A 14,942-nucleotide genomic window follows, 5' to 3' on the forward strand; every position below is an offset into this window, starting at 1 on the left:
AAAGTAACTTCTTTCAAAGAACAAGAATTGAATTTGGTCTTTGGCATTTTTTTATTGGCAAAAGAACTATAATCCAAAACACAATCCTGAAACTGCACATTAAATAAAAAATCCATACACGATTGAAATTGAATTCCCATCAGTTTACAATTTTTGAAGAAAACTGTTTTCAGGCTTGAACCACCCAATTGTGTCATCGATAAATTGCATTCTATGAATTCGCAATCCATGAAAGTATTATTAGAAAAATCGCTATTTGAGAAATCACAGTTTTTGAAAACACAATCTTCAAATTCACGATTGTTTATTTTTTTACCGATGTAAGTGATTTTTTCAAATGTTTTTTGGATGTGTATTAGGTCTTCCATGGGAGTTTTTTGGATTTGCGTGCATTATGTCTCACGCGGAGAATTTGAATAGAATTGTCAGTAATTCGATAAGAAATGCTATAATCATAAACGTAATAAATTCTAAAACTTCCGTCATTATTGACTTTTTGAGTGTCGAGTTTGAAAATTTCGGGTTGAGTTTTTAGAATTTCTGTACTGTTAAAAATGGTTTCAGCAACTTTATCGGCAATCATGGATCGATTTACTTTCGAAAAAAATATAAAAATGAATATCTTCCAGCTGATTCAGAGCATCATAAGACCAGATTATTTCCTTCCCCATTTTTTTGAAATTGCTTTGGCTTCATCTTCGCTATAAAAATCTCCATTTTGAATGCTTTCCAATGCCTTTTCAATATCCACATTGTATTCTGCAGTTGTTGTTTTGGAAGGGTTATTTATTGATTGTAAAAGATGTTTCATTTTTTCAATAAAAGTAGGGTCTTTTACTTTATCAATTTCTTGATGAATCCATTTTATTTCCGCTTGAATATCCATAATTGCAATTTTTGTAAAGATACAAATTAGTCGTTAAATATGCCTTTCATTACTATTTTTAAACCTGCAAACATCAAATATATTGATGCTAAACAAGCAACAATTCCAATGCCTAAAACCAAGTAATGCCAATTGGTATGCTGGTTCATAAACGCATTATAAATCACTGATGGACCAATGAACATCAATGGTAAAGCGCCTGTTAAATATTTAATTCCTTTTGCTAATAATTCTTTGTTTGCCATTATTATTAAAATTGAAGTTGTAAGCCATAACCGTTTTGATTAGCGACTATATTTAGTTCAAAATCGGAGTCATTTGTAGCTGACTTTTTTAAGCCATTGTTATAAAGAGCGATTGCCTGATCTCTTTTTTTGGTTCTTCCAGATAAAACAGGAATTGAAGTAGCTAAACAAGCTAAGCCAATATAAGTTGAAGCTGTAGGATATTTTACATCTGCTGTTGCTCCCCCAACTAAGTCGCCAAGGATTAATCCTCCTCCAAATCCAAGCAAAAAACCTCCAACGCCGCTTTTGGTTCTTGATGATTTGTAAAGGGTTAATGCTTCAGTATTTGATGCTAATAATGCTTTGACTTCACTGTTTGACAATTTTTTTCCTTCTGCATAAAAACGATTTTTTTTAATTGTAATTTCTTGTGAAAATGCTGTTACAGAAATAAATAAAGTAAATAAAATAATTAGGTTTTTCATGGTTCTTTGGGGCTAGTTATTATTGTTTGTTATAAAAATCTACAGCTTTACGTACGCTTCCATGAGTTTTTAGCAATTCAGAAGCTTCTTCATAGGTTACTGGAATTTCACCCATGATCATTTTTACACCGCGGTCAACCAATTTGTTGTTGCTCAATTGCATGTCGACCATTTTATTGCCTTTTACTTTTCCAAGCTGGATCATCGTTGAAGTCGTAATCATATTCAGTACCAATTTTTGGGCAGTTCCGGCTTTCATTCTGGAACTTCCTGTAACAAATTCAGGACCTACGATAACCTCGATTGGGAATTTTGCGGTTTGCGAAAGTGGGCTTCCAGCATTGCAGGAAATACTTCCTGTGCTAATGTTATTTTCGTTGCAGGCTTGCAAACCTCCAATAACATAAGGAGTTGTTCCAGAAGCTGCAATACCAACTACAACATCATTTTTGTTTACATTAAATGCCTGTAAATCTTTCCATGCCTGAGTAGCATTGTCTTCGGCGTTTTCTACGGCTTTGCGAATGGCAGTGTCGCCACCAGCTATGATTCCGACAACTAGATCGAAAGGGACTCCAAAAGTAGGAGGACATTCGGAGGCGTCTAATATTCCTAAACGGCCTGATGTTCCTGCTCCAATGTAGAATAAGCGTCCGCCTTGTTTCATTTTGGCAACAATTTCGGTAACTAAAGTTTCTATTTGTGGCAAAGCTTTTTCGACAGCTAGCGGAACGGTTTTGTCTTCTTGATTAATGTTGGTTAATAGTTCTTGAACAGACATTTTTTCAAGATGTTCGTATTTTGAAGATTGTTCGGTGGTTTTGGTAAAAGTCATTATTTTAAGGTTTAAAACGTGTTGAAATCACGGATTATTTGTTTTTACAAACTTAAAGAAATTATAGTAACCTGAACTTGATTCTGATTGTAAATGATTGCAAAAATGCAAGATGATTGTCTTTAGCCCCGATAGTAGTGGAAATCCTTTTGTGCCGGGGTTCGGCACAAAAGATTGAAACGGATAGCGGGACTGATGTTTCTGATAATTCCTGATGTTTCTGCTCCTAAAAAATAAATTTTTAAGCTTCTAAATCATTTCCAACAGTTGATTTGGTAGCCATAAGTCCAAACATCATCACTAATGCCGAAAGGATGATGACCTGAATGATCAATGAATTATTGGCTAATTCTGTGGCTTGAGTGAGAGGTACTGAAAGGAAAAGTAAGATCGTAATTAGACCTCTTGGGGCTATAAATAAACCGGGTTTGATGTTTAGTTTGAAGACTTTTAGCGAGAGATAGCGCAATGTAAATATTCCGAAACAAATGGCAACTGCCCACACGATGGTTTTGGTGTTTAATAGTTCCTGGGTGTTTATTAAAAATCCAAATAACAGAAAAAATAATGCTCTTATCAGGAATGCAATTTCGATGGTTAGTTCTTTGAATTTATGGACTTCTTTGTTTAAAAGTTTTGGTTTTAGTTTGTGGATAAATTTATTGTTTTTGAGCTCATCGAGGTTTCCAAGAAAGATTCCAAAAAGAAGTATGAAAATCAAACCGGGTAAATGATACACTTTTGTTATGGCATAAATCAATACGAGGCTTAGTATGATTGGAATGAATTTGACATGATGTGTGATTTTGCTTAATAGAAAGGCTAGTCCCAACGTTGCTACAAATGTGAGGATGAGTATGATTAATAATTCTAATATGAAATAACCAACAGTTTCTGTTCCGATGTCGTCATTTAGGGTAATGAAATTGAAAAAGATTACTCCAAATATGTCTGATAAACTGCTCTCGTAGGTTATGAATTCTTTGTCATTAGAGTTGAGATTTTGTGCGCTTGGAATAGCAATGGCGCTACTAATTACGGCAAATGGTATGGCGTTGGCCAATCCGTCTTTGATTGAAACACCGCCGAAATAATGGAAAGCATACGCCAGTGCGAAACTAAAAACAAGCATTGGTATAATGGCTACGAGTGTGGTTTTGCCTATAAAAGGTAGTTTGGATTTGTTTAATTCTAATTCTAATGAACCTTCCAAAACAATCAGGATTAATCCAACAGTCCCGAGTATGGGGAGTATTGAAGTTAGGTCTGGTATAGTAATTTTCAATGCATTTACGGTTTGTTTTACCGCCCAACCCACGATCAATAATAGGATTACCGAAGGAACTTTTGTCTTTGACGAACTGATGTCAAAGATATAGGCGAGTAGTAACAAAAGGCTTATAGATATGATGATGGATGTTGTCATTTTTTGATTTTAAAAACTATTGAATATTAGTTTTTGTGGATTTTCACAAACGGATTATTACGTAAATATAGCTGATTCTTGATAAACATAATTTGACCAAGGCAGTTTTATACTAAAGGTTTTGATCTAAAATCCTTTTTTTGTTGGTAAATACTCAGTATTGCACTTTCTGTCATTATTAGGAATTTGAACTGCAAATTGTATAATTCACTTTCATAATTGTATAACATCCTCGCTATATAGATCGATAACTTTGTTCTGGCTTTAATGAGTCTTTTTGTATAATAAAGTAAAATATAATAGTATGAAAACTGTAACTACTGGTTACGATCTAACAATCGAGGTAAATGATATTAACTTGTCTTATGATGATGTTGGTGAAGGACGTATTCCAATTATCTTTTTGCACGGATTTCCTTTTGATAAAACAATGTGGGCTTCTCAGGTGGAGTATTTAAAAAATAGTTATCGGTTGATTGCTTGTGATATCCGAGGTTTTGGAAAATCAACAGATGAACAAACTCCACTAAATATTAGTTTGTTTGCTGATGATTTAATTGAATTTATGAATAAGCTTGATATTGAGAAAGCCGTTATTTGCGGATTGTCTATGGGCGGTTACATAACTTTGAATGCGGCCAAAAGGTATCCAGAGCGTTTTGAAGCATTGATTTTGTGTGATACTCAATGTATGGCTGACGCTCCTGAGGTTAAAGAAAAACGCATTAAAAATATTGAGGAAATTGAAAATAATGGAGCTGCAAATTTTAATGAAGCATTTATAAAAAGTGTTTTCCATAAAGATTCATTAATCCACAAAAAAGAATTGGTGGAGAATTTAAGAAATGTTGTATTTGCAAATTCTAATCGGATTATTATGCAGGGCTTATTAGCTTTGGCAGTGCGAACAGAAACTTGTTCTGTTTTGAAAAATATTAATATTCCAACATTGATTATTTGTGGTAGAGAAGATGCAGTGACTCCACTTGAAAAATCAGAATATCTAAATCATCATATTGAAGGTTCTCAACTAAAGATTATTGAAAATGCTGGACACGTGTCGAATTTGGAACAACCAGATCAATTTAACGAATGCCTTAGTGAATTCTTGATGACTTTAGGTGATGATCACGCCGAAAATTGGCTGGAAAACCAAAGAAGTTTTAGATAAAACATATTTGTGAGTATAGATAAGTCCTGATTTTTCAGGACTTTTTTATGTACAAGCAGGATTATGCACAACTTTGAAATTACAAGAGTTAGCAATAAAGCAAAGTTCATTGGCTTTGGTATGCAAACTTTGAGCTTCTGTAATTTTGTCTTTTTGCTGAATGACTACTTTTGGATTTAATCTAACTTCTATAAAACGTCCAGAACCATTTTCTGAAACTTCGAGCGTGGCCTCGGCATCATCCTGATAGGAGAGAACGTCAATTCCGTTTTGGGAACAAACATACAAATACGACATCATGTGGCAGGAAACCAAACTGCTCAGTAATAAATCTTCGGGATTGAATAAATTGGGATCACCTTTGAATGCTTTGGTTGCTGAAATATTTAGGATTTCTTTTCCTTCGATTGCTATTTGATGGGTTTTGTGGTATGTTTTCGAGCTAGGATTATTTTCTTTTGGACAGGAAAGCCAGTTTAATTTTGCTTTGAAAAGGTGGTTGGAAGGCATGGTTTGTTCTGATTTATTTTAATTTACAAAATGCTTTCAATAAACTTTCGCCTATTGTGTAATTCTTCCTGTAAAAAGCTTTTTTTTACAAAAACCAAGCTAATAAAATCCCTAACACAATCATTGAAATCTTAGCAATATTGAATTTATGTCCTTCGCTACTTTCAAAAATAATTGTAGATGAAATATGGAATAAAATACCAATTACTACTGCAGTGATTTCATTGTAATAGTTGTTCAATTGCGGAATAAATTCAGAGACCAAAGTTCCAAATGGTGTCATAAATGCAAAAGTGACCATGAAAATAAAAATCGCAGTTTGGTTCAGTTTTGAATTAACAAAAAACATCGTCAAAATAATAGCTATCGGAAAATGATGAATCGCTATTCCTACCGCCAAATCATGATGGTGACTTACAGGAAATCCTTCTAAAAAGGCATGAATACAAAGGCTTATGAATAAAAGCCAAGGAATGTGGTACATTTTGCCGTGCCCATGAACATGCCCGTGTTCGGCACCTTTGGAGAAAAATTCTAACATAATTTGGAACAAAATTCCCAACATAATGAAAATGCCAATGTTGTGATTATGGCTTTCATATACTTCCGGAAGAATGTGCATCACAGTTAAAGATAACAAAAATGATCCACTAAAGGCGAGTAACAGTTTTAGATTGCTTTTGCTTTTTGGCTTTAAAAATAATGCCATCAAATAACCAAGTAATACTGCAAATAAGGGTAAAAGATAGTTCATTTTTTTGTCGTTTAATTGTCTTAGGCGTTTAAAAGTTTAGATGGTTTAATTATCTAATTATCACATTTTCTAATTATTTAAAAAACGATACAATCTTATTTAAAAATCATAATTAATCTTTCGCTTTCGGTCTTGTGGAATTTTTTCAATTTATAATCTCCAAAAATATCCAACAAAAAGATACCGGCTTCTTCCATCATTTGTTCAAAATCTTTGAGCGTCAAAGCTTTTACTTTTTCGGTAAAATGGTATTTATGTCCTTGGTCTTCAAAATCAATTTCTTTGTAAATATGACCGTCAGCGACATATCGTTTGATTTGGAAATTAATTCCGTCAACTGTTTTTACTTCTTCAGGAACCAAATTGGCAATCACATGATTTACATTCATAAAATCAATTACTGCAAAACCATTTTCTGTTAGGCTTTCTTTTATTGCTTTTAATGTCGTAAGATTGTCATCGTCATTCTCGAAATAACCAAAACTCGTGAACAAATTGAAAATAGCATCAAACTTATCGTCAAATTTTTCACGCATATCATGCACCTGAAAATGCAGATTTTTATTTTGATTTTTATTGGCTTCGGCTATACTGTTTTCGGATAAATCGGCACCAATAACGTCATAACCTAATTGACTCAAATAAATAGCATGTCGTCCCTTTCCACAGCATAAATCCAATACTTTGGCTTTTTCAGGAAGGTTAAGATAATGGGTTAGATTATCCATAAACAACTGAGCTTCTCTGTAGTTTCTCTCTTTATAAAGAATATGATAATAGGGGCTGTCAAACCAGGAAGCAAACCAGTTATCGGTTTTAGATTCTTTGTTTTGAGTTTTAGGGTTTGTTGAATTCGGCATTTATCTTTTTCAATTAATTTAAGTCCCGCAAATTTAGTGTATTTTTGCATGAAATTTAGCTAGTAGCTGATTGTAATTAGTGATTAGTGAATAGTGATTGGTAATTAGTAAAAAATAATTAGTAAAAAGTGAAAGGGCTAATTACTCGAAAAAAAGAATTATAAAAATGGAAAACAATTTTAAAATGATAGCCAAAACCTTTTTTGGTTTTGAAGAAATATTAGCGAACGAATTGAAAGCACTTGGCGCACAAGACGTAGAGCAGGGGGTGAGAATGGTGAGTTTCAAGGGTGACAAAGGATTTATGTACAAAGCGAATTTGTCGTTACGTACCGCTTTGAAGATTTTGAAACCTATTTATTCTTTTAAAGCCAGAAATGAACAAGATTTATACAAAGGAATTAGAGGAACAAATTGGTCTAAATACATCAATGCCAATCAAACTTTTGTGATAGATACGACAATTCATTCGGAATATTTTAATCATTCGGAATTTGTTTCTCAAAAATGTAAGGATGCGGTTGTCGATCAATTTAGAGAAAGAACGGGACAACGTCCTAGTATCGATAAAGCTTTTCCAGATCTAAGAATTAATGTTCATATTGATAAAGATCAGGTTTCGGTTTCATTGGATACTTCTGGAAATTCATTGCACCAACGAGGTTACAGAACAGCTACTAATATTGCACCTATAAACGAAGTTTTAGCAGCCGGAATTTTGTTGCTATCTGGTTGGGATGGCCAAACTGATTTTCTGGACCCAATGTGTGGTTCCGGGACTTTCCTTGTAGAAGCAGCTATGATTGCTTGTAACATTCCTGCCAATATCAATCGTAAAGAGTTTGCCTTCGAAAAATGGAACGATTGGGATAATGAATTGTTTGATCAAATCATGAATTCGTTAATGAAGAAAGTTCGTGAATTCCATCACACAATTAAAGGATATGACAAAGCACCATCTGCAGTTCAAAAAGCAAAGGATAATGTTAGGAACGCTAATTTAACAGAGTATATTTCGATTTCAGAAGAAAACTTTTTTGATACAGAGAAAACTTCTCAAGGGAAATTGCATATCACTTTCAATCCGCCATATGATGAGCGTTTGGATATTCATATGGAGCAATTTTATAAAAATATTGGAGATACTTTAAAGAAAAATTATCCGGGAACAAATGCTTGGTTCATCACAGGAAATTTAGAAGCGTTGAAATTCGTTGGTTTAAAACCTTCACGTAAAATAAAACTCTTCAATGCCAGTATCGAAGCTCGTTTAGTGAAATATGAAATGTACGAAGGAAGTAAACGAACAAAATTTCAAGTAGATTCTAAAAATTAGTTTTTTACTTAAAAATATAAATCCCGATAATTGCTGATTTAGTTCAGTTATTATTGGGATTTTTTTGAAAATGGATATTTGTTTTTGGATATTTAAACGGTGTAACTAATTGCTGCGTAGTATTTTAAAGCGTGATCTTTTACTAAATCCCACTTATCAAGCCCATTGATTATTCTTCGGGCATTTTTCCAGTCTTCGGTTGTTGGGTTAAAATAGCGAGATAATTTTAATCCTGTAAACCAACCTTCGGTCATTCCATAAAACATGATTTTGGTAGCATTGGTGGTTTCCATAACAGCTGCAGCATTATGCAGAAAATCTTTGCCGAGTTTTTTTCCTGCTTTATCATAATTCTCATACCAAGTTAGTTGTACAAATCCACGGCCATAGAATAATTCGGTAGTGTCAGAATATGGGATTCTTTTTCCATTTCTGTCTTTTGTCATTTTTAATCGACTGCTATAGGGAAGATTTTTTCCTTTTCCCCATTCCTCAATTGGCTGCATCGTCCGTCCTGTTTCATGATGAGCGGTACCAAGCATATAAGCCAGCCAGCGGTCATCATTTTTGGAATAATTTGCTTCCCATTCGTCCAAAATTGTTGTCAAACCATTTACTTGTTTCGTGTTGAATCTACCACCAAATAAAGTGATTTTTGTCTGATCAAAGAAAAATTTTCGGTTTATCATAATATTGTTTTTTAGCAGTTATATCACTTTTTATATTATGGTTTTTCTTAGTAGTCATCAATATTGGAGCTTTATTTTATTGTATTTTTTAAATTTTTAAAGCTGCATTTACAACATCATCCAACACTTTTAGGGCAGCATTGGCAGCATTTTGTGCCGCAACTTTATTGACTATCGCAATAGAATGCAATTCGGAGGTTAATATTTCTTTTTCGTCTGCCAATCTTTTTTCAAAAAATTCTTCACTAATCTCACCGCTTATTCTCATGATAGCAAGTAATTCTAGTCGGTCTTTTTTGCTTTGAATAAACGCATTTGCTGATTTTTTTATAATTGCCCAATCTTCTTTTACACTTCCTTTCACAGCGCTGAGCATGTCTGCTAAAATTTCATTGATATCTAATTTCATGGTAGTTAGTTTTTAATATTTTTTAATGCTCTCTCCGCTGTGAGTAACGGTTGCCAAAAACCATTGATGTAGGCGATATACAGACTTATTTCGGCATCAGTGAGTGTTTTTTTGTCCTTGTGCTCTTTTTTATATTGATTAAAATTATCTTTTAGCAGTTTGGCCATTTTTACAAAATCTTCACTTTTTTCCCGTGTTTGATATTGAAATAAAATTGAATTGATATCGCTTTCTACTTCAAGATATTTATTAGAAAAACTACTATAAGTTCTTTTATCTACGGGTTGTTCTAATAATTCTAGGTATAGTTTTTCATTCTGTTTTTGAGTAGCGACAATTTGGTTTTCTAATGCTTCACTGTAGTCGGGTACTAATCGAACCGAAATACAACTGTTGAATAAAATAAAAAATACGGAGGTTAACGCTAAAATTTTAGTTCTCATAGCTGTAAATATTTATGCTGTTGGTTGTTTGTCAATCCAGGAGATGTTGGACAGATTATTTTTGATAGTTTGAGGATCACCTTTGGCAGAAACCAGTATTCCTCTTTTTTTCTCATTTATAAAATCTGATCGAAACCAATTTCCTTTTTGTTGTTTTATTGGTAGTTTTGCTTCATTCGGCGGGCATATAAAATTGACCATTGCATTTCCGATTGATATCATTAACGGAAACATTGTTACATCGTCCATATCAATATTAGCCAATACTTCATCGTCTAATTCACTCAACCAATCTGCTCTCAATGAGGGTATGTGTGCAATTGATTCTTTGGGTAATTTCATCATCGTCTCTTTATCGAAGGATATTTGATATCGACGTAGATCCAAATCTTTAATTAAGCCGCTTCTTAATGTGTCAATTTGCATTTCGCTGGCATCTTTACCAGTTTCGCTCATCACATAATTTAGCCAAAAAAGTGCGTCTATGCCTTTTGGGTTTTGGGTTTTGTTGGCAGCTAAAAACTTTAACGATGTACCAGTTCCCAGACTAAAGACGGTCAGTTCATCATCTTTGTATTTGTCCCGACCTGTATATTCTAAAGCTTCTAAAACTGCTGCCATTACCGGATTATTATAAGTTGTTGTTCCGCCATCGATAAAACGTTCAAAAGGAGAAAAATAAGTTGGAGCAGACATGGTAGCTTCCATAACACCACGAAGCAAAACCGATTTGTACGTGCCAACATAACCTTCGGTATTATTGACACAAGTAAAAAATGTTTCTTCACCAGCGGCTAAATCTTTGGAAGTGATTATACAATCTAAACCAGTATCTGTGCAAACCTCTTCGAGCGTGCTGTTTCCAATAAGGTCTTTGAGCAAATTTCTATAATTTTCTTTGTCATATGCGGGCGGATTGTAATAGCGATTGGCAAGTATATTACGTCGTGTAAACACTCTTGAAACCAATTTTACATACAAATCCTCTATTTCTTTAGCATTCTTTTTTTTAAGGATTAAGCCAGCAATTATGCCACCTGTTGAAGTGCCCGCAACCATATCACACCATTGATAGCATGGGCTTCCAGCAATACTTTCTAACTTTTTTAATAGCTGAATCGTTAGTATTCCCCTCATTCCACCGCCGTCACAACTTAAGATTATCTTATTTCCTTCTCTAATACCTAAATTTTGATGAGCGATTTGTTTGGGAGTTGCCATGGTTTTTGGTTTTAAATGTTGTTTTTTTTAATTCATTAAAATTTAAAAATAATGAATTCTTTTACTTTTCAGGAAAAATTAAATTCAGACACATTTTTTTACTATCTGTTTCATGATTAAAAAACCGTATTGTACTGTGTGTTAGTTGTTTGCATGTAGTTTTTTTTATTTAAAGCATAAATTTAGTACATAAATCAACACAAAAGCAAATCATGCTAATTATTATTATATAGTTATGAATTGACCTTTTTTTCAAAAATTTATCTATGTGCAGAAATATAGAAGAGGTTTTTTTGAGAAATAATTAAATTTTCAAGTAATTTTGAAAAATCATAATTAAACTCACTAAAATGTCAAAATTACAAGTCAGAGCATTTCTGTACAATTTGGGTTGTTTTGCTATATTGTTTATTTCTTTTCGATACTTAGTCGAACAATATACCAATTTAAGTGGTCTTTGGATTCCGATGACTGCCTTTGTTGCAGGAACTCTTTTAGCACCAAAATTCCAGGCAGCCAAAACCAAAGACGGTGAAAAATTATTCATGTCTTGGTTGTTTGTAAAAGGAATTAAGGAAATAGGATAAGTACGATTTATAATCGTTAGAAAGCCATACAAAAAAGCTGAGGTTTACTAAACTATTTAGTGAATCTCAGCTTTTTGTTTCAAGTATCTTATAGAATTATTTCTTATCTGCTGCTTTTACTGGATAAACTTTTTTCTTGTAGAGAGGGATAAAGTAGGAAACGGTATAATTAAAACCAGCCCCAAAATTACCATCATAAGTTCTGTTGAAACCTGGAATATAAAGACTTTCAAAACCGTTTGGTTCAGAATTGGTAATTAGTACTTTCAATTGTAACGCAAAACCAACGTACACATTATTAAAAACTTTTACGTTTAGTCCAGGTGAAACTTCCAGCCAGGTAGCAGTAAGTCCATCATATGATCTTCCTGATTCGATATCAGATGTCTGACCAAAATATGGATGCGAATTATAGATTGAATAATTGTCTAACTGCTCATTAAATGCACTAAAACCAAGATGAACGCCTACTGTAATTAGATTTTCCATATCTAACCAATTGGTGTAAGCATTATAGTTGAATCCAGCTTTTAGGTAAGCTCCTTCGGTTGTAGTGGTCAGTAAAGGATCTTCCACTTTTACTTTTTCGCTACCTACTTCGGCATGGGCATAATATTTTTTAGTCAATCGGTAATCACCAACAAAACCTATTCCTTTATAATTCGAGTCGTAAAATGATCGCGCAAGTCTAAAGATATCAACTCCCAGTATTAGTCCATATCGATCAGTTTTTGGTTTTATTGAGTCTGTTGGTGTAGTTTCAGAACTTTCATTTTCTGTTACAGTAGTACCATTTGCTCCCTTAATTACCATTTGTTGAGAAGCATTTGTAGTGGTCTTTTTTTCTTGTGCCTGACCAAAAAACAATGACAACAAAAAGAAAAAACTAAAAGAAAATTTTAATGATTGTTTCATTTTCGTATGTTATGTTATTTTGCGCTACTATTACGTATTTTATCCACATTTGGTCCGCGGGAACCTTATCAGTTAGGATATAAGGATTTGTTGCTGTCAAATTGAATATTGTTTTAAACCCACAAGCTCTTGAAACATAAAGGTTTTCACGAGTATAATTAAACTCCAGATTATCTTCGTTTACAAGTAATGGATTTTTATTTTCAGCATTAATGATAAACTTATATTTCACCTGATCTGTATCAGTATTTAGCGGAAGCAATACGTTGTTATCATTTGTAAGATATCTATCATCACCTGTTGCAGATGGTGATAAGATAACACCTTCCTCTTTTCCTTCTGCAATTACCTTTAAACTAGTAACATTTTTCAATACAGAGGGGTTGTTAAAATCATAAAACTGAATCAACATTCTGGGAGTTGTCGGTGTATTTGGATCACAAATGTCATCAGGTTCACAGCTGGAGGAAGCGAAACCAAGAATCAGTAAAAATGCAAGTATTTTTTTCATATTTTTTTATTCCCCTTTAAGGGCTGGGGGTTGATGCTTATCGTCTTTCCAAAAGTACAACATTTTCAACATGATGCGTTTGCGGAAACATATCTACAGGTCGCACTCGTGTCACTTTGTATTTTTCGTCCATTAAAGCTAAGTCCCTTGCTTGTGTAGCCGAGTTACAACTTACATAAACAACTTTTTGCGGAGCGATTTTCATAATTTGTTCAACCACATCTTTGTGCATTCCGTCGCGTGGAGGATCAGTAATAATAACATCCGGATGCCCGTTTTGGGCAATAAAAGCATCATTAAAAACCACTTTCATATCTCCAACAAAAAATTCGCAATTGTCAATATTATTGCGTTCAGCATTTGCTTTGGCATCTTTTATTGCGTCTGGAACACTTTCAACACCAATTACTTTTTTAGCTTTTTTAGAAACAAATTGAGCAATAGTTCCTGTTCCGGTATATAAATCATAAACGACCTCATTGCCTGTTAAACCTGCGAAATCTCTAGTGATTTTATACAATTCATATGCTTGATCCGAATTGGTTTGGTAAAAAGATTTAGCATTAATACTAAATTTCAAACCTTCCATTTCTTCCAAAATATAATCTCTTCCTTTGTATAATTTGATGTCTGTATCATACAAAGTGTCGTTGGCTTTATTGTTTACAACGTATTGCAAAGAATTGATTTGAGGGAATTTCTCGTAAAGATGATCCAAAATCAATTCGCGGTTCTTTTTATCATTTTCAAAAAACTGAATCAAAACCATGATTTCCCCAGTCGAAGCCGTTCTCAACATCAAAGTTCTCAGTAAACCTTCGTGATTTCTTGGATTAAAGAAAGTCAAACCATGTTCGTTTGCAAAAGCACGAACTTCATTGCGGATAGCATTTGATGGGTCTTCCTGTAAATAACATTTGTTGATGTCCAGGATTTTGTCCCACATTTTTGGAATATGGAAACCAAGTGCATTTCTATTTCCTAAATCTTCCTCGCTTCCAATTTCAGCTTCGGTTAACCAACGGCTGTTCGAAAATGAAAACTCCATTTTATTTCTGTAAAAAAACTGTTTTTCAGAACCCAAAATCGATTCAAATTCAGGAAGTTCAATTTTTCCAATGCGTTGCAAGTGATTTTTAACCTCATTTTGCTTGAAAAACAACTGTTGGTTGTAGTTCATATTTTGCCATTTACATCCACCGCAAACACCAAAATGTTCACAAATTGGGTCTACACGATGTTCTGATAATTCATGAAAATGAACAGCTTTACCTTCATAATAAGCCTTACGCTTCTTGAAGGTTTGCACATCAACCACATCTCCGGGAACTACATTTGGGATAAAAACAACTTTACCATCGGGAGCTTTTGCCACCGAAACGCCTTTTGCACCAGCATCAAGGACTTTTATTTGATGAAAGACAACTTTGTCTGTATTTTTCTTTGCCATGGCGCAAAAATAAGGCTTTGAATTTATTTTTTAGATTTTAATTTTGACTTTTTTATTAAAAAAAACGGAGTTACTTAGATTCTAAGATTCTATGTTTCGGATTGTCCAATTATCTAATTTTCAAATTTTCAAATCATCTAATTAAATTCGTCTTTCCAGTCCAGCGTAGTAATTTTCGAAATTTTATTTTCATTATTCATCGTCACGCGAAGCTCTTTGTTGGCTTT

At 33.6% G+C, this 14,942-nt stretch carries 20 protein-coding genes; 3 read left to right on the forward strand and 17 right to left on the reverse strand.

What is annotated here, in order from left to right:
• The 7 genes from VLC96_RS00935 to VLC96_RS00965 all read right to left on the reverse strand — a co-directional run.
• A partial coding sequence (locus VLC96_RS00935; protein ID WP_325260166.1) for a pentapeptide repeat-containing protein occupies positions 1-368 on the reverse strand: 368 nt, incomplete at its 3' end.
• Positions 356-583, reverse strand: coding sequence for a type II toxin-antitoxin system RelE/ParE family toxin (locus VLC96_RS00940; protein WP_325260167.1), 228 nt, complete (start codon positions 581-583; stop codon positions 356-358). The genes VLC96_RS00935 and VLC96_RS00940, both read right to left, overlap by 13 nt.
• Before the next feature lie 72 nt (positions 584-655).
• Complete coding sequence (locus tag VLC96_RS00945) at positions 656-886, reverse strand: hypothetical protein (protein ID WP_325260168.1); 231 nt, start codon at positions 884-886, stop codon at positions 656-658.
• Positions 887-912: 26 nt separating this feature from the next.
• Complete coding sequence (locus tag VLC96_RS00950) at positions 913-1,134, reverse strand: DUF6095 family protein (RefSeq protein WP_325260185.1); 222 nt, start codon at positions 1,132-1,134, stop codon at positions 913-915.
• 2 nt (positions 1,135-1,136) lie between these two features.
• Complete coding sequence (locus VLC96_RS00955) at positions 1,137-1,598, reverse strand: hypothetical protein (RefSeq protein WP_325260169.1); 462 nt, start codon at positions 1,596-1,598, stop codon at positions 1,137-1,139.
• Between the two features lie 19 nt (positions 1,599-1,617).
• Positions 1,618-2,433 (reverse strand): N-acetylmuramic acid 6-phosphate etherase, encoded by an 816-nt coding sequence (gene murQ / locus VLC96_RS00960; protein WP_325260170.1) that lies wholly within the window; start codon positions 2,431-2,433, stop codon positions 1,618-1,620.
• A gap of 241 nt (positions 2,434-2,674) precedes the next feature.
• Positions 2,675-3,859 carry a cation:proton antiporter gene (locus VLC96_RS00965; protein ID WP_325260171.1) on the reverse strand — a complete coding sequence of 395 codons (1,185 nt, stop codon included), beginning with the start codon at positions 3,857-3,859 and terminating at the stop codon, positions 2,675-2,677.
• A 304-nt stretch (positions 3,860-4,163) separates the two neighbouring features.
• Here VLC96_RS00965 and VLC96_RS00970 point away from each other — a divergent pair, with 304 nt between their 5' ends.
• Positions 4,164-5,030, forward strand: coding sequence for an alpha/beta fold hydrolase (locus tag VLC96_RS00970; protein ID WP_325260172.1), 867 nt, complete (start codon positions 4,164-4,166; stop codon positions 5,028-5,030).
• Between the two features lie 45 nt (positions 5,031-5,075).
• On the opposite strand, the gene VLC96_RS00975 is transcribed toward VLC96_RS00970, so the two are convergent.
• The 3 genes from VLC96_RS00975 to VLC96_RS00985 form a co-directional block, all read right to left on the reverse strand.
• Entirely contained in the window at positions 5,076-5,540 is a 465-nt protein-coding gene (locus tag VLC96_RS00975) for an OsmC family protein (protein ID WP_325260173.1), read from the reverse strand.
• A gap of 85 nt (positions 5,541-5,625) precedes the next feature.
• On the reverse strand, positions 5,626-6,294 hold the full coding sequence (locus tag VLC96_RS00980; RefSeq protein WP_325260174.1) for a ZIP family metal transporter: 669 nt from the start codon (positions 6,292-6,294) through the stop codon (positions 5,626-5,628).
• A gap of 95 nt (positions 6,295-6,389) precedes the next feature.
• Positions 6,390-7,154, reverse strand: a complete 765-nt coding sequence (locus VLC96_RS00985; RefSeq protein WP_325260175.1) for a class I SAM-dependent DNA methyltransferase — start codon at positions 7,152-7,154, stop codon at positions 6,390-6,392.
• A 166-nt stretch (positions 7,155-7,320) separates the two neighbouring features.
• On the opposite strand from VLC96_RS00985, the gene VLC96_RS00990 reads away from it, so the two are divergent.
• Complete coding sequence (locus tag VLC96_RS00990) at positions 7,321-8,490, forward strand: THUMP domain-containing class I SAM-dependent RNA methyltransferase (RefSeq protein WP_325260176.1); 1,170 nt, start codon at positions 7,321-7,323, stop codon at positions 8,488-8,490.
• 92 nt (positions 8,491-8,582) lie between these two features.
• On the opposite strand, the gene VLC96_RS00995 is transcribed toward VLC96_RS00990, so the two are convergent.
• The 4 genes from VLC96_RS00995 to VLC96_RS01010 all read right to left on the reverse strand — a co-directional run bounded on the left by VLC96_RS00995 (position 8,583) and on the right by VLC96_RS01010 (position 11,252).
• Positions 8,583-9,179 carry a glycoside hydrolase family 19 protein gene (locus VLC96_RS00995; protein WP_325260177.1) on the reverse strand — a complete coding sequence of 199 codons (597 nt, stop codon included), beginning with the start codon at positions 9,177-9,179 and terminating at the stop codon, positions 8,583-8,585.
• An 88-nt stretch (positions 9,180-9,267) separates the two neighbouring features.
• Complete coding sequence (locus VLC96_RS01000; RefSeq protein ID WP_325260178.1) at positions 9,268-9,588, reverse strand: hypothetical protein; 321 nt, start codon at positions 9,586-9,588, stop codon at positions 9,268-9,270.
• 5 nt (positions 9,589-9,593) lie between these two features.
• On the reverse strand, positions 9,594-10,031 hold the full coding sequence (locus VLC96_RS01005) for a hypothetical protein (protein ID WP_325260179.1): 438 nt from the start codon (positions 10,029-10,031) through the stop codon (positions 9,594-9,596).
• Between the two features lie 12 nt (positions 10,032-10,043).
• On the reverse strand, positions 10,044-11,252 hold the full coding sequence (locus tag VLC96_RS01010) for a patatin-like phospholipase family protein (RefSeq protein ID WP_325260180.1): 1,209 nt from the start codon (positions 11,250-11,252) through the stop codon (positions 10,044-10,046).
• 350 nt (positions 11,253-11,602) lie between these two features.
• On the opposite strand from VLC96_RS01010, the gene VLC96_RS01015 reads away from it, so the two are divergent.
• Positions 11,603-11,839, forward strand: a complete 237-nt coding sequence (locus tag VLC96_RS01015) for a hypothetical protein (RefSeq protein WP_325260181.1) — start codon at positions 11,603-11,605, stop codon at positions 11,837-11,839.
• A gap of 96 nt (positions 11,840-11,935) precedes the next feature.
• Here VLC96_RS01015 and VLC96_RS01020 read toward each other — a convergent pair whose 3' ends face one another.
• From VLC96_RS01020 to rlmD, 3 genes are read right to left on the reverse strand one after another with little or no spacing between them, the layout of a single operon-like run.
• The gene (locus VLC96_RS01020; protein WP_325260182.1) at positions 11,936-12,754 is read right to left on the reverse strand and encodes a DUF6048 family protein; all 819 of its coding nucleotides are present in this window, start codon (positions 12,752-12,754) and stop codon (positions 11,936-11,938) included.
• Positions 12,726-13,265 carry a DUF6452 family protein gene (locus VLC96_RS01025; RefSeq protein ID WP_325260183.1) on the reverse strand — a complete coding sequence of 180 codons (540 nt, stop codon included), beginning with the start codon at positions 13,263-13,265 and terminating at the stop codon, positions 12,726-12,728. The genes VLC96_RS01020 and VLC96_RS01025 overlap by 29 nt, the downstream gene beginning before the upstream one ends.
• A gap of 37 nt (positions 13,266-13,302) precedes the next feature.
• Positions 13,303-14,715, reverse strand: coding sequence for a 23S rRNA (uracil(1939)-C(5))-methyltransferase RlmD (gene rlmD / locus VLC96_RS01030; protein ID WP_325260184.1), 1,413 nt, complete (start codon positions 14,713-14,715; stop codon positions 13,303-13,305).
• Positions 14,716-14,942: the final 227 nt, after the last annotated feature.

The sequence above is a fragment of the Flavobacterium sp. genome (genome assembly GCF_035456085.1).
Taxonomy (GTDB): Bacteria; Bacteroidota; Bacteroidia; order Flavobacteriales; family Flavobacteriaceae; genus Flavobacterium.

Coding starts and splice junctions, on each gene's coding strand:
- rlmD (WP_325260184.1), bottom strand. CDS start 14,715: ATGGCAAAGAAAAATACAGACAAAGTTGTCTTTCATCAAATAAAAGTC.
- VLC96_RS01010 (WP_325260180.1), bottom strand. CDS start 11,252: ATGGCAACTCCCAAACAAATCGCTCATCAAAATTTAGGTATTAGAGAA.
- VLC96_RS00980 (WP_325260174.1), bottom strand. CDS start 6,294: ATGAACTATCTTTTACCCTTATTTGCAGTATTACTTGGTTATTTGATG.
- VLC96_RS00975 (WP_325260173.1), bottom strand. CDS start 5,540: ATGCCTTCCAACCACCTTTTCAAAGCAAAATTAAACTGGCTTTCCTGT.
- VLC96_RS00955 (WP_325260169.1), bottom strand. CDS start 1,598: ATGAAAAACCTAATTATTTTATTTACTTTATTTATTTCTGTAACAGCA.
- murQ (WP_325260170.1), bottom strand. CDS start 2,433: ATGACTTTTACCAAAACCACCGAACAATCTTCAAAATACGAACATCTT.
- VLC96_RS00995 (WP_325260177.1), bottom strand. CDS start 9,179: ATGATAAACCGAAAATTTTTCTTTGATCAGACAAAAATCACTTTATTT.
- VLC96_RS01020 (WP_325260182.1), bottom strand. CDS start 12,754: ATGAAACAATCATTAAAATTTTCTTTTAGTTTTTTCTTTTTGTTGTCA.
- VLC96_RS01015 (WP_325260181.1), top strand. CDS start 11,603: ATGTCAAAATTACAAGTCAGAGCATTTCTGTACAATTTGGGTTGTTTT.
- VLC96_RS00940 (WP_325260167.1), bottom strand. CDS start 583: ATGATTGCCGATAAAGTTGCTGAAACCATTTTTAACAGTACAGAAATT.
- VLC96_RS00965 (WP_325260171.1), bottom strand. CDS start 3,859: ATGACAACATCCATCATCATATCTATAAGCCTTTTGTTACTACTCGCC.
- VLC96_RS01000 (WP_325260178.1), bottom strand. CDS start 9,588: ATGAAATTAGATATCAATGAAATTTTAGCAGACATGCTCAGCGCTGTG.
- VLC96_RS00985 (WP_325260175.1), bottom strand. CDS start 7,154: ATGCCGAATTCAACAAACCCTAAAACTCAAAACAAAGAATCTAAAACC.
- VLC96_RS00990 (WP_325260176.1), top strand. CDS start 7,321: ATGGAAAACAATTTTAAAATGATAGCCAAAACCTTTTTTGGTTTTGAA.
- VLC96_RS00970 (WP_325260172.1), top strand. CDS start 4,164: ATGAAAACTGTAACTACTGGTTACGATCTAACAATCGAGGTAAATGAT.
- VLC96_RS01025 (WP_325260183.1), bottom strand. CDS start 13,265: ATGAAAAAAATACTTGCATTTTTACTGATTCTTGGTTTCGCTTCCTCC.
- VLC96_RS01005 (WP_325260179.1), bottom strand. CDS start 10,031: ATGAGAACTAAAATTTTAGCGTTAACCTCCGTATTTTTTATTTTATTC.
- VLC96_RS00945 (WP_325260168.1), bottom strand. CDS start 886: ATGGATATTCAAGCGGAAATAAAATGGATTCATCAAGAAATTGATAAA.